Annotated in this window: 18 protein-coding genes and 1 pseudogene; 12 read left to right on the forward strand and 7 right to left on the reverse strand. The window is 40.5% G+C overall.

What is annotated here, in order from left to right; genetic code table 11:
* The first annotated feature begins 44 nt into the window (after positions 1-44).
* The 12 genes and pseudogenes from ACYVJ6_RS05560 to ACYVJ6_RS05615 all read left to right on the forward strand — a co-directional run bounded on the left by ACYVJ6_RS05560 (position 45) and on the right by ACYVJ6_RS05615 (position 7,328).
* The gene (locus ACYVJ6_RS05560) at positions 45-845 is read left to right on the forward strand and encodes a type IV toxin-antitoxin system AbiEi family antitoxin domain-containing protein (RefSeq protein ID WP_460693036.1); all 801 of its coding nucleotides are present in this window, start codon (positions 45-47) and stop codon (positions 843-845) included.
* A 1-nt stretch (position 846) separates the two neighbouring features.
* Positions 847-1,704: a nucleotidyl transferase AbiEii/AbiGii toxin family protein gene (locus ACYVJ6_RS05565; RefSeq protein ID WP_460693037.1), complete on the forward strand. Its 858-nt coding sequence runs from the start codon at positions 847-849 to the stop codon at positions 1,702-1,704.
* A gap of 1,214 nt (positions 1,705-2,918) precedes the next feature.
* A complete protein-coding gene (locus ACYVJ6_RS05570; protein ID WP_460693038.1) occupies positions 2,919-3,194 on the forward strand; it encodes a cupin domain-containing protein in 276 nt (91 codons plus the stop codon).
* A gap of 20 nt (positions 3,195-3,214) precedes the next feature.
* Positions 3,215-3,706, forward strand: coding sequence for a hypothetical protein (locus tag ACYVJ6_RS05575; RefSeq protein ID WP_460693039.1), 492 nt, complete (start codon positions 3,215-3,217; stop codon positions 3,704-3,706).
* Positions 3,669-4,040, forward strand: coding sequence for a 2Fe-2S iron-sulfur cluster-binding family protein (locus tag ACYVJ6_RS05580; protein WP_460693040.1), 372 nt, complete (start codon positions 3,669-3,671; stop codon positions 4,038-4,040). The genes ACYVJ6_RS05575 and ACYVJ6_RS05580 overlap by 38 nt, the downstream gene beginning before the upstream one ends.
* Positions 4,041-4,224: 184 nt before the next feature.
* Complete coding sequence (locus ACYVJ6_RS05585) at positions 4,225-4,575, forward strand: DUF7009 family protein (protein ID WP_460693041.1); 351 nt, start codon at positions 4,225-4,227, stop codon at positions 4,573-4,575.
* A gap of 21 nt (positions 4,576-4,596) precedes the next feature.
* The gene (locus ACYVJ6_RS05590) at positions 4,597-4,893 is read left to right on the forward strand and encodes a cupin domain-containing protein (protein WP_460693042.1); all 297 of its coding nucleotides are present in this window, start codon (positions 4,597-4,599) and stop codon (positions 4,891-4,893) included.
* Between the two features lies 1 nt (position 4,894).
* Positions 4,895-5,899, forward strand: coding sequence for an NAD(P)/FAD-dependent oxidoreductase (locus ACYVJ6_RS05595; RefSeq protein ID WP_460693043.1), 1,005 nt, complete (start codon positions 4,895-4,897; stop codon positions 5,897-5,899).
* A 2-nt stretch (positions 5,900-5,901) separates the two neighbouring features.
* The gene (locus ACYVJ6_RS05600) at positions 5,902-6,219 is read left to right on the forward strand and encodes a 2Fe-2S iron-sulfur cluster-binding protein (RefSeq protein ID WP_460693044.1); all 318 of its coding nucleotides are present in this window, start codon (positions 5,902-5,904) and stop codon (positions 6,217-6,219) included.
* Between the two features lie 67 nt (positions 6,220-6,286).
* Positions 6,287-6,829, forward strand: coding sequence for a DUF488 domain-containing protein (locus ACYVJ6_RS05605; protein ID WP_460693045.1), 543 nt, complete (start codon positions 6,287-6,289; stop codon positions 6,827-6,829).
* Positions 6,830-6,876: 47 nt separating this feature from the next.
* A pseudogene (locus tag ACYVJ6_RS05610) lies at positions 6,877-7,029 on the forward strand (pyridoxamine 5'-phosphate oxidase family protein); the annotation flags it as partial.
* A gap of 62 nt (positions 7,030-7,091) precedes the next feature.
* Positions 7,092-7,328 carry a pyridoxamine 5'-phosphate oxidase family protein gene (locus ACYVJ6_RS05615; protein WP_460693046.1) on the forward strand — a complete coding sequence of 79 codons (237 nt, stop codon included), beginning with the start codon at positions 7,092-7,094 and terminating at the stop codon, positions 7,326-7,328.
* A gap of 111 nt (positions 7,329-7,439) precedes the next feature.
* On the opposite strand, the gene ACYVJ6_RS05620 is transcribed toward ACYVJ6_RS05615, so the two are convergent.
* Genes ACYVJ6_RS05620 through nosZ form a run of 7 tightly spaced genes read right to left on the reverse strand, consistent with a single transcriptional unit; the run spans position 7,440 to position 13,621 of the window.
* A complete protein-coding gene (locus tag ACYVJ6_RS05620) occupies positions 7,440-7,868 on the reverse strand; it encodes a hypothetical protein (protein WP_460693047.1) in 429 nt (142 codons plus the stop codon).
* Positions 7,868-8,635: an ABC transporter permease subunit gene (locus tag ACYVJ6_RS05625; protein ID WP_460693048.1), complete on the reverse strand. Its 768-nt coding sequence runs from the start codon at positions 8,633-8,635 to the stop codon at positions 7,868-7,870. The genes ACYVJ6_RS05620 and ACYVJ6_RS05625 overlap by 1 nt, the downstream gene beginning before the upstream one ends.
* Positions 8,629-9,345: an ABC transporter ATP-binding protein gene (locus tag ACYVJ6_RS05630; RefSeq protein ID WP_460693049.1), complete on the reverse strand. Its 717-nt coding sequence runs from the start codon at positions 9,343-9,345 to the stop codon at positions 8,629-8,631. The genes ACYVJ6_RS05625 and ACYVJ6_RS05630 overlap by 7 nt, the downstream gene beginning before the upstream one ends.
* Complete coding sequence (locus ACYVJ6_RS05635; RefSeq protein WP_460693050.1) at positions 9,333-10,568, reverse strand: nitrous oxide reductase family maturation protein NosD; 1,236 nt, start codon at positions 10,566-10,568, stop codon at positions 9,333-9,335. The genes ACYVJ6_RS05630 and ACYVJ6_RS05635 overlap by 13 nt, the downstream gene beginning before the upstream one ends.
* Complete coding sequence (locus tag ACYVJ6_RS05640; protein WP_460693051.1) at positions 10,568-11,008, reverse strand: nitrous oxide reductase accessory protein NosL; 441 nt, start codon at positions 11,006-11,008, stop codon at positions 10,568-10,570. The genes ACYVJ6_RS05635 and ACYVJ6_RS05640 overlap by 1 nt, the downstream gene beginning before the upstream one ends.
* Complete coding sequence (locus ACYVJ6_RS05645; RefSeq protein WP_460693052.1) at positions 11,005-11,580, reverse strand: hypothetical protein; 576 nt, start codon at positions 11,578-11,580, stop codon at positions 11,005-11,007. The genes ACYVJ6_RS05640 and ACYVJ6_RS05645 overlap by 4 nt, the downstream gene beginning before the upstream one ends.
* 58 nt (positions 11,581-11,638) lie before the next feature.
* Positions 11,639-13,621 (reverse strand): Sec-dependent nitrous-oxide reductase, encoded by a 1,983-nt coding sequence (gene nosZ / locus ACYVJ6_RS05650; protein ID WP_460693053.1) that lies wholly within the window; start codon positions 13,619-13,621, stop codon positions 11,639-11,641.
* Positions 13,622-13,633: the final 12 nt, after the last annotated feature.

Here is a 13,633-nt window from a genome sequence, read left to right on the forward strand (position 1 = left end):
GATAAGACCCAATTTTTAGGTCTTATCTCCGAACAAGAGGTAGAATGGCAACCAGCGTATATATATCGAAGAATTTAACAGAAACCCAGGTGACATTTCTGAAGTTGCTGGATGAATATGAAATTCAGCTATTCAGGTTTGATGAAATTGAAAAGCAAATTGAGCAACAATTTGATAACCTGAATGAAGTGCTTGAAAATCTCGTTCACAAGGGGCTACTGGCCAGGATTGAGCGCGGTAAGTTTTGCCGCCCGAATTTTACTGATGAAAACGTGATCGGGACATTTGTAGTAGCGAATAGCGCTGTCGCCTACTGGTCGGCATTAAATCAACATGGATTGACGGAACAGTTTTCCAATACCGTCTTTATACAGACGACCCAGGAAAAGGAGGACAAAGTTATTTTTGGCACCTCCTATAAGTTTGTGAAGATTATTCCCACAAAGCGTATTGGAATTATGTGGAACGGACAAGGAAATTTTAAGTATCCCATAACCGATGTAGAAAAGACGATCATTGATTGTTTTGACCAGCCACAGTACTCCGGTGGCTATGCTGAACTTTTACGGGCATTCGTACAGGCTGATTTAAAGGCCGACAAAATGATCGCCTATTGCAGAGCAGCAGCAAACATTGCGGTAACAAAGCGTATCGGCTTTCTGGCTGGATTTTTTGAAAAGAAGTCACTTAGTGCATTCGTGGATTATGCCCAAACGCAGGTCAATGAAAAGTACAGCCTGGTTGATCCTTTAGGTAGCGAAACAGGCGACTTTGTATCAGCCTGGAGATTAAGATTAAATATCAGCAGACAACAATTGGAGGGCATCGCCCAAAAGGAATATTAGTGTGATACTAAAAAGAGAAATAGATAATAAAGCCAAAGAACACCTGGTTTCCAGGAGTACCATTGATAAGGATTGGGTATTAGGCCATTTTATAGACGCCATTTTTTCCATACATCGGTGCAGAAACAGTATCGTGTTTAAAGGCGGAACCTGTTTGAGAAAGTGTTACATCAATGATTACCGGTTTTCTGAGGATCTTGATTTTACAGTAACCAGTCCTGATTTCATACTGGATAAGGCATTACTGACGGAGATCACAACATTAGTTACCGAACGGACGGAATTACCCTTATATATTGAACAGCTTACCCAACTACGGCATAAGAACACCCCCACGGGCTATGCGGCAATAGTCAAGTTTTGGGGAGCGGATCATTCTAAAGATCAGGCCGTACCGCCACCGGAACGATGGACGACCAGCATTAAAATCGAGATGATACAATATGAAAAATTACTGTTCCCGGTAATAGAGCGACCTGTTACACATGACTATTCAGACAAGCTAACCAATGCAACCGATGGGATACCTTGTTACAACTTACAAGAAGTCATGGCTGAGAAGTTGCGGGCGTTGATACAACGATCCTATACAGCGCCCAGGGATTATTATGATATATGGTACTTGTCCCATAATATGCCAGATTGGGACTGGCCGGTTGTTGTTAACGCCTTTCATGAAAAAATGAAATTCAAAAACCTTGAATTTACGGGAATGGAACAGTTGATCAATGACGAAATTGACCGTAAGATTAAAGCCGCCTGGGCAAATAGTTTGGGGCACCAAATTAACCCTGCTATACTTCCGCCCTATGGGCTTGTAAAGAAGGATTTAACGGAATTGTTTAATAAAATATTTTAATCAAATTCCTGGGAACGCTTATTAAACTTTAGCATTATTACATAGATATCGCCTGCCCATTTGATTCACTATTATTTGTATTATTCTCTTCCGGTTTGACAACAATTCCATTATTTAATTAGAATTAAGCAGCAAATACGTATATTTAAGGTTTTGAAAATTATATCAAAATGCCTTAAACAGCTTGATGAGATTAATGTTTTAAACTTGAATGTCACTAAAGTGGATGATTTTGAAATTAGCCTTGCTACAAATATGCTAAAGAGCGTAATAGATAATAACGAACAAGTAATTAACATTAACGCAGTTTCATAAATTATTTTTCTTTAAACCTATTGCAAAGGGGAGCAATCTCCTTTGTTTTGAAAATTGCCCGGGGGCTCCGGCAAAGCCGGAGCCCGGAAGAACACCCCTTGTTTTCTTGTTGTTGATGAACTTTGGTGAAAACAGGGGGTGCTTTTAAGACATTTTGTAGATGCGTGGATATTTGTTAAATAACGTCAATCCAAAAGCGAATCGTTTTCAAGTTCTTTTTTTAACTTTTCAAAAAAATCCTCTTTGGTAATTAGCTTGATTGACCTATTCCGGATTAAAAGGACTTTTAAGTACTGAAAAAGCCTTTTAACCGCACTCATGTGATATTTATAGATTTCTTAACAAGTACCGGTAACGTTAGAACCATAATAAATTATTGGCTATTTTAAATAAATTAGGGTTAAAATTCACTGGTTAAATGACTTGTGATTTTTTATAGTAGCAATCGGATCTTCGGCGGGAGGATTAACTCCGTTAAAGGAGGTGTTTTCTGCTTTACCTGTTAAAACTAATGCGGCGTTTTGTGCTGGTGCCTCATTTAAGAACGAACTATAAAAGCAATTTAGATATTATCCTTTCAATTTACGTGCATTCCGTTAAATCGAAAGCCTATGGCAATCATTTAAAAGCAACTAAATATAACATCAATGCAATAAAAGATATAAAACTCTTTTATTATTTATTATTGCATATCTTTGTATAGTTAAGCAGAAAGAGATCCGTGAAGCGATGGATTGCACTGTATTGTGTCGAATATGTCTTTAAGCCGACTGCGAAATATGGCCGAGAACAGCGATAAAATAATTGTTTAATGGTAGGAAATGTTATATAAACAAAGAAATAGCAGTATCAGGCACAGTACTCTATATTAATCTGCCACTTATTTAATACTTACAGCCATGCAAGAGATTGAAAAAAACGAACATTATAAGGTAGTAAAAATTGAGTTTCCAGCCGGTATGAATATGCCCCGGCATAGTGCCACCTCAGATGCCTTTTTGATTGTGGAAACGGGCGAAGCCTTACTGGTATACAAAGGCGATACGTATGAATTAGCATCGGGTGCATATCAGACTATCCCTGCATTTGAACCACATCTATTAAAAGTTATATCAGATTTTAAGGCCTATATCATTCTGGCCAAGGATGCAGAGATTAATTACGCCGTGCAATAAACAGACTTAATAAAAAGCAAATGACAGCTCAACCGATCAAGCGCAGTAAGCATCTTTTAACGCTTTCCAAAGACCACCATGCTGGATTACTCTTTTGCTGGAAGATCAAAGAAGGATTAAAGAGAAATGTAGAACTCTACCGGATAAAAAAATATATTAATTTTTTTTGGGAGCATCATTTGAAAGAACATTTCCAGGAGGAGGAAACCTTGTTGTTTATCGATGATCCGTTATGTCAGCAGGCTGGAGTGGAACACCGGATATTGGAGAACCGGCTGAACGGTTTAAATCATTATGAAAATGAAGCAGCAGGAGAATACAGCATATTCGCAGAACAATTAATCAAACATATCCGTTTTGAGGAAAGAATACTATTTCCTCACTTAGAAACAGTGCTACCCTTAACGGTTTTATCAAATATTGGTGAGGTTTTAGCGAGGCAAAATCAGGAACCTTTTAAAGAAAAATATCCGGATGAATTTTGGATTGATAAGAACGATAAAGCAGATTGATATGGTGAGTGCTCCAGTTAAAGATATAGTCATTTTTATTTTTTATGGTGGAGAAAGTTATGAGATTCAAACTTATACAAATGAGTACAGAAGCCTGATGATGCTTATCTATGACAAAATATACACGGAGGGTTTTGGAGAATGTTTGGGTATGGGCAAATGCGGAACCTGCCTTGTTGAAATTATCAGCAGTTGCGGCGGGTTATCTTATTATGAACGTAATGAAGACATAACGCTGCTTCGGGCAGGCCATACAGATAAAAAGGTTCGCTTATCCTGCCAAATATTGGTTGACAGACATCTCGATGGATTAAAAGTGGAGGTTTTACTCTAAAAAATAACAAAATGATTATACAAGATGTTCTACCGAAATTAGAAAAAATTCAACCTTCGCAGTTGTTAAAATATTGCAGCGCGGCAAGCATGTAATCTAAAATGAACATCAAACAAACATAACAAGCAAATTGGTTATTGTTGACAAAAAAACGGCAAATAATGCGGCTTAACGACAAGAAATTATGAAAATAAGGATAAAAGGCAACTCAATTCGATACAGAATGAGCAAAACAGACGTAGAGCAGTTTATAAAAACAAGCTATTTGGAGGAAACTGTTGATTTTGGTACGCAGAAATTGGTTTACGCTTTAAAAAAGTATAGCGGGTCTGCACTTAGCGCAAGTTTTGAGCAAAACACCATAACATTATATATGCCGGAACAAATGGCGACAGAATGGAAAGCACCGGAGAAGGTCGGGTTTGATGGCATTCACAATAAGCTTTCCCTTTTAATTGAAAAAGACTTTCAATGTTTGGATAATGTTGATGAGGATCAAACCGACAATTACCCTAACCCGGCTTCCGTTTGTTAAAGTTACATAAAAAACAAAAAGATGATTATTCAGAAAGTTTTACAACAATTAGAAAATTCAACCTCCCCGGTTATCAAAGTTTTACAGCGCGGCGAACATTTCAAGGTACTTGTATTAGGCTTCAAAAAGGGAATGATTTTAAAAGAACATCAAACAAACATAACAAGCAAATTGGTTATTGTAGATGGAAGTGTCGTTTATCGAAAAGGAAATGTTGCCCTTAACCTGAACAAATTTGATGAAATAGATATTCCTATTAATGTACCGCATTCAGTTGAAGCGCAAGAAGACAGTATTTGCTTTTTAATACAAGGATAATATGATCACGACAGACATTTGCATTGTTGGGGCCGGGCCAGTTGGTTTATTTGCCGTTTTTGAAGCGGGCTTATTAAAAATGCGCTGTCATGTAGTGGATGTGCTGACGCAGGTGGGCGGACAATTATCAGAAATCTATCCTCATAAACCAATTTATGATATTCCAGGGTATCCGGAAATTAAAGCACAGGAACTGGTCGATAAGTTAATGGAGCAAATTAAACCGTTTCATCCTGGCTTCTCTTTAGGTGAACGTGTGGAAACAGTAACCCAGAATCCCGATGGTTCCCTTGTCATCAGAACCAACAATCACACTGAGATTCATTGCCAGGTATTAGTAATTGCTGGTGGGTTGGGTTGCTTTGAACCGCGTAAGCCGGATATTGACCGTCTGATTGAATTTGAAGGAAAGGGCGTAGCTTATATGATAAAAGATCCTGAACTATTTCGTGACAGGGAAATAGTTTTAGCTGGCGGAGGCGATTCAGCACTCGACTGGACGATTTTTTTAGCAAACACGGCAGCTAAGGTAACTCTGGTTCATCGTGGTGATACTTTCCGTGGAGTGCCACACTCTGTGGAAAAGGTTTTTGAATTGGCAAAAGCAGGAAAAATTGATTTAATACTTCAATCTAACGTCATGGCTCTAGATGGAAAAGAACATTTACAGTCGGTTTCCATTTCAGCACGGGATAATGTAATTACAACCTTACCTGCGCATCATTTTATCCCGCTATTCGGCTTAAGCCCGAAACTTGGGCCGATTGCTGAATGGGGACTGATGATTGACAGATCGGCAATTGAAGTAAACACGGTAGATTTTTCAACAAATATATCGCGCATTTATGCAATTGGCGATATCAATACCTATCCAGGTAAATTAAAATTGATTTTATGTGGTTTTCATGAAGCTGCCCTGATGGCGCAAAGTGCCTTTAAATATGTTTATCCTGATAAAAAATTAAGTTTTAAATACACCACTGTTTATGGCGTGCCTACTTTTTAATGATGATTAAAATAACTATTGAAGATAGAAACGGGAAGCAAACTGCTTTGGAAGTCCCTACCGATATGAACTTAAGCCTGATGGAAGTTTTAAAGGCCGCTGAATATGATATCCTGGCTACCTGCGGAGGAATAGCGCTTTGCGCAACTTGCCAGGTACAAGTGCTCAAAGGAGCGGAGAACCTTCCTCCGCCTAATGACCAGGAATTGGATATGTTGGATACCCTTCCTCATGCCGATGTACACAGCCGACTTTCTTGCCAGTTGCGAATTAATAAAGAAATGGATGGAATGATTTTTCAGATAACAGATGAAAATTAAATCCATATAATAAACTTCTGCCACATTCTGATTGTCGTCTAAATATGGGAAAAGTCCATACAAAAATATGATGAAAGAAGAAAATAATACGATCTGGACCATTGGACATTCCACCCGTTCTTTAGCGGAGTTTATTGCTATGCTTAATTCATTCCATATTGAATTAGTTGCGGATATAAGGAGTTTTCCCGGTTCTCGTAAATTTCCGCAATACAATAAAGAAGCACTGGAGATTTCTTTACCTCAACACAACGTCAAATACGTTTATTTAAAAAATCTTGGCGGAAGAAGAAAAGTAAAACCCGATTCGAAAAATACGGGATGGAAGCACATGGCTTTTCGGGGATATGCTGATTATATGGAAACCGATGTTTTTAAAGAAGGAATAATAGAACTTGAAAGAAATGCATTAAAACAACGTACGGCATATATGTGTTCAGAAGCTGTATGGTGGCGTTGTCACCGTTCCATGGTTTCCGACTATTTAAAGGTTCGCGGTTGGGAAGTAATGCACATAATGGGTATTGGAAAAGATGAAGAACACCCTTACACAGCGCCTGCAAGAATAGTAAACGGAGCATTGAGTTATGAAACTATTGGCGCTCCCTAACAGGAACGATTACTGAAAATATTTTTAAATTATTAAGCTCGAATGCAATGTTAGGTCAACTAAATGAATCAGAGATTGAAAATTTATTAAAAGAACAGGTCACCGGAAGGATTGGCTGTCAGTCACAAGGCGAAATCTATATAGTTCCGGTCAACTATGTCTATCGAAAGGGCTTTATCTACGGACATTCTGCGGAAGGAAAAAAGATCAGGATGATGCGCGAAAATTCAAACGTCTGTTTCGAGGTGGACAATATCCAAACGTGTTTCGCTGGCAAAGCGTCATTATTAATGGTACGTATGAAGAAATTACGGATATCGAAGAAAAGCAGCAAGCCATGCAGGGTATTATTCACCGGGTCATGCCACTGGTTAGCAGTCCCAGTGGACATCCCTCACACGGCATCACAGAAAAAGAAAGTGACGTCGGTACTTCTGTTAAACTCATCGTTTACCGGATCAGAATTGATGAAAAATCAGGCCGCTTTGAAAACGGGTAAGCTTAGCGGCAATTAAGCTTTTTAATTTAAGACCTGCATAAACAAACAGCCGGGGGTAATAACGGTTAACACCGAGAAGATCAAGTCATGCTGTTAACTGTTTTAACATGTTTATTCCTGAAAATATTGATTAAAAAGATTCAATTGGGCTATGATTGTATCAAATGATCGTGCCGCTACTGTCGCGTCGGATGCCCGGTTAAGCTTAGAAACCTGTTCCATCAAAGGCTCAAGCCATTTGTGTAAGGCCTGGTGATCTGACCCTTTCATCCGGCATTCACGGATCATTTTGGCTATTCCTTGTTGCAATGTTATTCCTGTTTTTCGATAATCAGGTAACGATTTGGCAGTTTTGCCAGCAGCCGTGCTAATCACCCGCTGAAGGTTGGTAACATTGTTACTGGTCGGCTTGTCCACCTTCCATTTTGCACCGTTATTCAGTACCAGTTTTTCTGAAGCTGGTACCTGTTGATGTAAGCCCTGGGCATTGCCCATAAAAAAAGTGGCAGATAACAGGAGGATTATTGTAAGTTGTTTCATTATAGGTCTTTCTTTTTAAAAATTCTCAGCGCAAAAAATAAGGGAACAATAATCCAAACCGACTGCATCAACAGCGAAAATACGATCCCGGCCCCGCTCCCAAAAAACTGCTGGTATAATGCCCCGGTATAGCCCATTAAAGCAGAAATATCGAGTTGGAGCAGGATCAATATCCGGGCAAGATCGATAGGATTAAGTGCAGTCAAAACGATCATCGCTTTTTCAAGCGGATAATCAGCGAAGGTGTACAGGAATAGTAAAACCAGGCCATCGAATATGATCGAAAAATAAAACCATAGCATTAAGGCCAGGCCTATTCCTTTGGCCTTATCACGGGTAATTGTTGAGGTCAGGAAAGCCAGGGAAACAAAGCTAAGGGTGAGCAAGCATCCGGATACCATTAAGGTGATGCCGGTGGCAGAAAAAGCAAAAAGGCAAATCGGCAAACATACGCCGATAATAAAAGCAAGCAGGATGGAACTGCTGATACCGATAAATTTACCCAGCAAAATATTGCGCCTGCTAATGGGCTGAGATACCAGCATCTCGGTAAATTCAGCAGCATTGAAATAGTAAGTAGTGGCATAAACAATACTTACCAGCGGAACAATGATCAGGATAACCGTTGTGATGCTCACCAGCCCCTTGGTTACGTCCGCATCGGATAGAAAGATGGTAAGGCTGATCGCTAATAACAGCACCGTGTAAGCCAGCAATACTTTGCTGCGTACGATATCGAGGATGATATATTTCGCGATCTTTAACATAATGGTAAGCTTAATATTTGCGTTAATGCCCTGCTTAATTTTTGTTCGCCGGTTTCCTGTTTCAGGTCAGTTAAGGTTTTATAAAATTTGATCTGTCCCTCAAAAAGGTACATGATATGATCGGATATCTCGTCCGCTTCGCTCAAAATATGCGAGGTTACCAGGATTAGCTTACCCCTTGACTTTTGCTCCAGTATTTTTTCCTTCAGCGCCTCGGCAGCAAGCGGGTCAAGGCCCGCAGAGGGTTCATCCAAGATCAATACATCGGGGTTAAACATAAACGCCAAGGCTGCACTTACTTTTTGCAGTGTTCCACCAGACAACGTGCGCATAGTTTTTTGATACATATTTTCCAACTGATAGGCCTTCAGTAAATCGGTGTCCAAAGCTTCCTGCTGCCGGATATCCGCCACCATCTTAAATAGCTGGCCGATCTTCATATTATCGGGGTAATGCCCTATTTGAGGCATATACCCGATTTGCCTTTTATAATCGAAGGTGTTCAGGATGGAACTGCCTTTAAACAATATTTCGCCGCCATCGGGGATAACCATCCCGAGGATGGATTTAATCAGGGTTGTTTTCCCTGAGGCGTTTGGCCCGAGGACAGATACCACGCCGCCGCCATCAAAATCGCAGCTCACATTTTTGAGCACGTCTAACCGGCCAAATGACTTTTTGAGGCCCTTTACTGCGATTATCTTTTCCATGGTTTCATTCTTGGTTTTTCGTCTTTAACAGATTCGGGGGTTATAGAAGGAATGGCGCGTTCTACCTTATCGATCAGGTTGACGATGAAGCTGCGCATCAGCATCACGCTTTGCGGGTTCTGTTCAATGATCTGCGCGTATAAGCTTATCGGGCGATAGGGAATATCGCCTGTGCCGTCTTTATTCAGGTCATACCCTTCATATTTGTCCCAATAGTTGTCATTGAAAAAGATTTCCTTCAACGTGCCGTTAGTGGTCACATCAAAAGAGTTCCCCTTGTAGTTATTTTGTGTAAAATAGTTTTTATTACAGCTGGCCAATATGCGCATGGCCCAGCCATTGGAAACAAAGTCATTGTGCGTGACAGTGATACGATCCGAGTTTTCCATATAGATCCCGGTGGTGTTCCGGATAAAATGGTTGCCTTCGATCCTGGCATCGGTAATTTCTTTCAAAAGTACGCCATAGATTGAGCTTCCCCAGTTTTGGATAAATGTATTATTCAGCATAACAATGCGCCGGGTGTACATTACGGAGACGCCGGATCCATTGTTTTTAAAGGTGTTATGGCGATAGGTATCATCATCAGAGAACATAAAATGTAGGCCGTATCGGATATTTTTTTCACTGAAGTTATCTTCTATCATACATTTTTTGGCAAATTCAAAATATATACCATCCCGATGCCGTGTAACATAATTGCTTCGGATCAGCACTTCTTTACATTTCCACAAATGAATACCGTTTCCGGAGTTTTCGATGTTATTGGAACCGGTAATGCGGTTATGCAATACCTGGATATATTTACAGTTGGACAAATAAATCCCAAAAAAATTATTAATAAGCGTATTGTTACTGATGGTTACAAATTCTACATTACTCAGCCGGATACCGGCAAAGTCACGCATGGAACCTGTTTTAGAATTTTTGATGATAAACCCGTCCAGTTTAACATGGCTGGAACTGATCGTCACTACCTCTTCCTGGAAAAGGGCATCAAGGATGGGGTGGTCCTGGCCTAAAATGGTCACTTCTTTATCAATCAGGGTGTTCATGCACACATAGAGACCTTTTTTTACCAGTATCGTGTCACCGTTTTGTGCAAGCCCTACCGCTTGTTTTAATGAAGCGACCTTAGTTTGGGGAGCCACGATGATCGTTCGCGCCAGTGCCGGTATAGATATCAGCAGCATCAAACCTATTTTAGCGGCAAACAATCTCATTATTTACTTTTTTTTAACAGCTGTGACCAGGTATAAATGTCGGCCGACTTATCCTTTTTTTCGGCTTCCGCTGCTGGCCTGGAGAAAAAAGCCGCCAGGTTACCGCCCATAGGCGAAGCTATTGAACTATCCCAGAGAAAAAAACATTTGCGGGCGTCCGTGAATTGTCCGGGACGGGTAAAGTCGCTGACTAAAAAAACGCTCTTCGCATTGTTAGTAATGGCGGAGTTTTCCTTTAAAAAACTGGACATACATTCAGTCGCATCGAATTTGAATACTTTTCCCTTTACGGTGATCAACTCGGCGGAAAATCGTTTATCCATGATCGTCATTTTGCAATGTGCGCAGGCATCTTTACCATATTGAATTGGTTCGGGGGCATGGCTGCAGGCGGTCAAAAGACAGCACAGCAGAAGGAAGATTATTTGCAGTCTTTTCATTTGGACCTTTTTGGCGATAGACGCGGTTTATAAAACAATGCGGCTGCTGCAAGTAAACCGCCTACCCCTACTAAGATCCCCCCGGTATCGGGTAAGGATCCGGCAGTAAAGTTGAGCAATTGTTTGTAACCAAAAAGTGGTGGCTGGTAGTTCATCCCCTCTACTTTGATAGCAGCATGAGGATTTAAATTGTGACCGTAGCTATATTCCCACATATAAAAATCCCCGAAGCCAACGATGGCGAACAGACACAAACCAATGAACCATGTCCATAAAAGCCCTCGGTTTTTGATGATGCCAGCGGTAATGCCGATCAGCGTCAGTGCGCCGAAAACATACGGGAGGATCTTAAATTCTTTGAAATCGTCCACCGAAATAAATTTCATCCCAATGTAATGGTTCAGGCCGTTGATCTGGGAGATGCTTCCCGATAGTCCGTTCAGCCAAATTTTCATTTCAAGACCTTCCGGATATTGCGGAGCATCTAATAAAACATGCCATAAGGGAAGAAAATAAGCGCTCAACATCAGTAAACAGCTGACGGCGATCAATACTCTTGTGTGCGTTTTCATGATTGAGGAATTAACCTAAGCGTATAGTGTTGTCAGACACTATACGCTGAAGTCATAATTATTGTGTTACCGGGTTCTCACCGATAGAAAATTTAATGGGTACATTGGAACCCGCAGGTGATACCCTGAAATAGCCCTGCATCTCCTGATGAAGCGCTGAACAGAAGTCAGTACAATAAAAAGGAATAATTCCGACCATACCAGGAATCCATTTTAGGGTGGAGGTTTCACCAGGCATAATCAGTAATTCTGCATTACTTGCCCCTTTGATCGCAAAACCGTGCGGTACGTCCCAATCCTGCTCCAGGTTAGTTATATGTACATAAACTTCATCACCAATTTTGATGCCTTCAATATTATCGGGTGCCAAATGCGAACGTATAGCCGTCATATAGACATCAACGCGGTTGCCTTTTCTTACTACTTTTGTATCTTTTTCGGATTTAGTTACATACGCATTTTTATTCTCCTCCAGTTTGAAGAATTTTACCTGGTTTTTAAGGATCTTTTCCGCCGGGATCATTTGTGCGTAATGTGGTTCGCCAATAGTTGGAAAATCAAGCAAAAGCTTCATTTTATTTCCTGTGATATCTATCAGCTGGCATGACTGTGCCAATTCAGGTCCGGTTGGCAGATATCTGTCCTTTGTAATTTTGTTCAGTGCAAGCAAGTACTTGCCAAACGGTTTTTTTGAATCCCCACCAACAATTGATAAGTGGCCGGGAGAATAATAAGAAGGAATCCTATCAATAACTTCAAGATTATCTATCTTCCATTTCACTACTTCGGATGATACGAACATGGTGGTATAAGCATAGCCCTTGCCATCAAATTCAGTATGTAAGGGCCCCAGACCGGGTTTTTTAACTTCACCATGGAGAACATCCTCATACTTTAACACAGGCAATACACCGTCGATCATTCCATCATAATGCTTTTTGTCTATTGCAGCAAGCATTTTTTTGAAGGAAAAAACAGGAATCACAGCTGCAAGTTTACCGCTGGCCGCCATGTATTCTCCATCAGGGGTTACGTCAACGCCATGCGGAGATTTCGGGCAAGGCATGTAATAAACCAGGCCGGGAAATTTGGTAACATCCAATGTTTGCGTCCCTGTTTCCATAACTGACGTAGCGGTATGCGAATTTTCGTTATAAACATTGTGCGCATATTTGGCAGTTATTTTAGTGCCTTTTCCGGCAGCTATTAATTCTTCCGCCTTTTTCCAGTTAACCGCCATTATAAAATCTTTATCTCGCTGACTCGCATTTACCTCTAATAGGGTGTTCGCTTGTTCTGTATTATAACAAGTAAAAAATATCCAATCATGTGAGGGGCCTTTGCCGGCATGCGCGAGGTCATAATTAAACGGTGGTACAATCAGTTGGAATGCAAGGTTCATGTCTCCCTTGTCCTTATCAACCTTAACAAAAGATACGGCTCCCTTGAAATTTTTCTTGTAGCTATCAATGGGTACATCACCGTTACTGTTATCAAGCGGCTCGCTAAAGCGGGTGTTACCTACTACATATTCTGTATTTTCTGTACAAAACGGCGAGGCATGATTACCACCAATATTTGGCAATTCGAGTATTTCTACAGTTTTAAAAGTAGCCAGGTTAATCCTTGCTATACGCGGAGTATTGTTCCCGTTAATAAATAGCCATCTGCCGTCATCTTCACCGTTTGTTTTTGAAAGTTCAGGATGGTGAGAGTCATCCCATGGTACGAAACCGTGTGAAGTATTCAGCATCGGTTTAGTTTCTTCCGAATAACCATAGCCGTTTTCAGGATTTTGAGAAAATACCGGGATTACTTTTAACAAGCGGCCAGACGGAATACCGTAGGCAGCTACCTGGCCGCTAAATCCGCCTGATAAGAAAGCGTATACCTCATCGTATTTGCCCGGGGCTACATATACCTTTTTTGCAGCATCTTCATCCAGTGAAGAATTTACCTTACCCGGTTTACAGCTATAAATGGTACTGCCAGCTAACAATGCTAGTGCCGGTACCAGTAATTTATGATATGAAAATTTCATGATCTTTGAGAG

This window comes from Mucilaginibacter puniceus (assembly GCF_054783175.1).

Bases quoted from the DNA above. Each gene is read 5' to 3' on its own strand.
- ACYVJ6_RS05560 (WP_460693036.1), top strand. From the start codon at position 45: ATGGCAACCAGCGTATATATATCGAAGAATTTAACAGAAACCCAGGTG.
- ACYVJ6_RS05570 (WP_460693038.1), top strand. From the start codon at position 2,919: ATGCAAGAGATTGAAAAAAACGAACATTATAAGGTAGTAAAAATTGAG.
- ACYVJ6_RS05575 (WP_460693039.1), top strand. From the start codon at position 3,215: ATGACAGCTCAACCGATCAAGCGCAGTAAGCATCTTTTAACGCTTTCC.
- ACYVJ6_RS05580 (WP_460693040.1), top strand. From the start codon at position 3,669: ATGAATTTTGGATTGATAAGAACGATAAAGCAGATTGATATGGTGAGT.
- ACYVJ6_RS05585 (WP_460693041.1), top strand. From the start codon at position 4,225: ATGAAAATAAGGATAAAAGGCAACTCAATTCGATACAGAATGAGCAAA.
- ACYVJ6_RS05590 (WP_460693042.1), top strand. From the start codon at position 4,597: ATGATTATTCAGAAAGTTTTACAACAATTAGAAAATTCAACCTCCCCG.
- ACYVJ6_RS05595 (WP_460693043.1), top strand. From the start codon at position 4,895: ATGATCACGACAGACATTTGCATTGTTGGGGCCGGGCCAGTTGGTTTA.
- ACYVJ6_RS05600 (WP_460693044.1), top strand. From the start codon at position 5,902: ATGATTAAAATAACTATTGAAGATAGAAACGGGAAGCAAACTGCTTTG.
- ACYVJ6_RS05605 (WP_460693045.1), top strand. From the start codon at position 6,287: ATGATGAAAGAAGAAAATAATACGATCTGGACCATTGGACATTCCACC.
- ACYVJ6_RS05620 (WP_460693047.1), bottom strand. From the start codon at position 7,868: ATGAAACAACTTACAATAATCCTCCTGTTATCTGCCACTTTTTTTATG.
- ACYVJ6_RS05625 (WP_460693048.1), bottom strand. From the start codon at position 8,635: ATGTTAAAGATCGCGAAATATATCATCCTCGATATCGTACGCAGCAAA.
- ACYVJ6_RS05630 (WP_460693049.1), bottom strand. From the start codon at position 9,345: ATGGAAAAGATAATCGCAGTAAAGGGCCTCAAAAAGTCATTTGGCCGG.
- ACYVJ6_RS05635 (WP_460693050.1), bottom strand. From the start codon at position 10,568: ATGAGATTGTTTGCCGCTAAAATAGGTTTGATGCTGCTGATATCTATA.
- ACYVJ6_RS05640 (WP_460693051.1), bottom strand. From the start codon at position 11,008: ATGAAAAGACTGCAAATAATCTTCCTTCTGCTGTGCTGTCTTTTGACC.
- ACYVJ6_RS05645 (WP_460693052.1), bottom strand. From the start codon at position 11,580: ATGAAAACGCACACAAGAGTATTGATCGCCGTCAGCTGTTTACTGATG.
- nosZ (WP_460693053.1), bottom strand. From the start codon at position 13,621: ATGAAATTTTCATATCATAAATTACTGGTACCGGCACTAGCATTGTTA.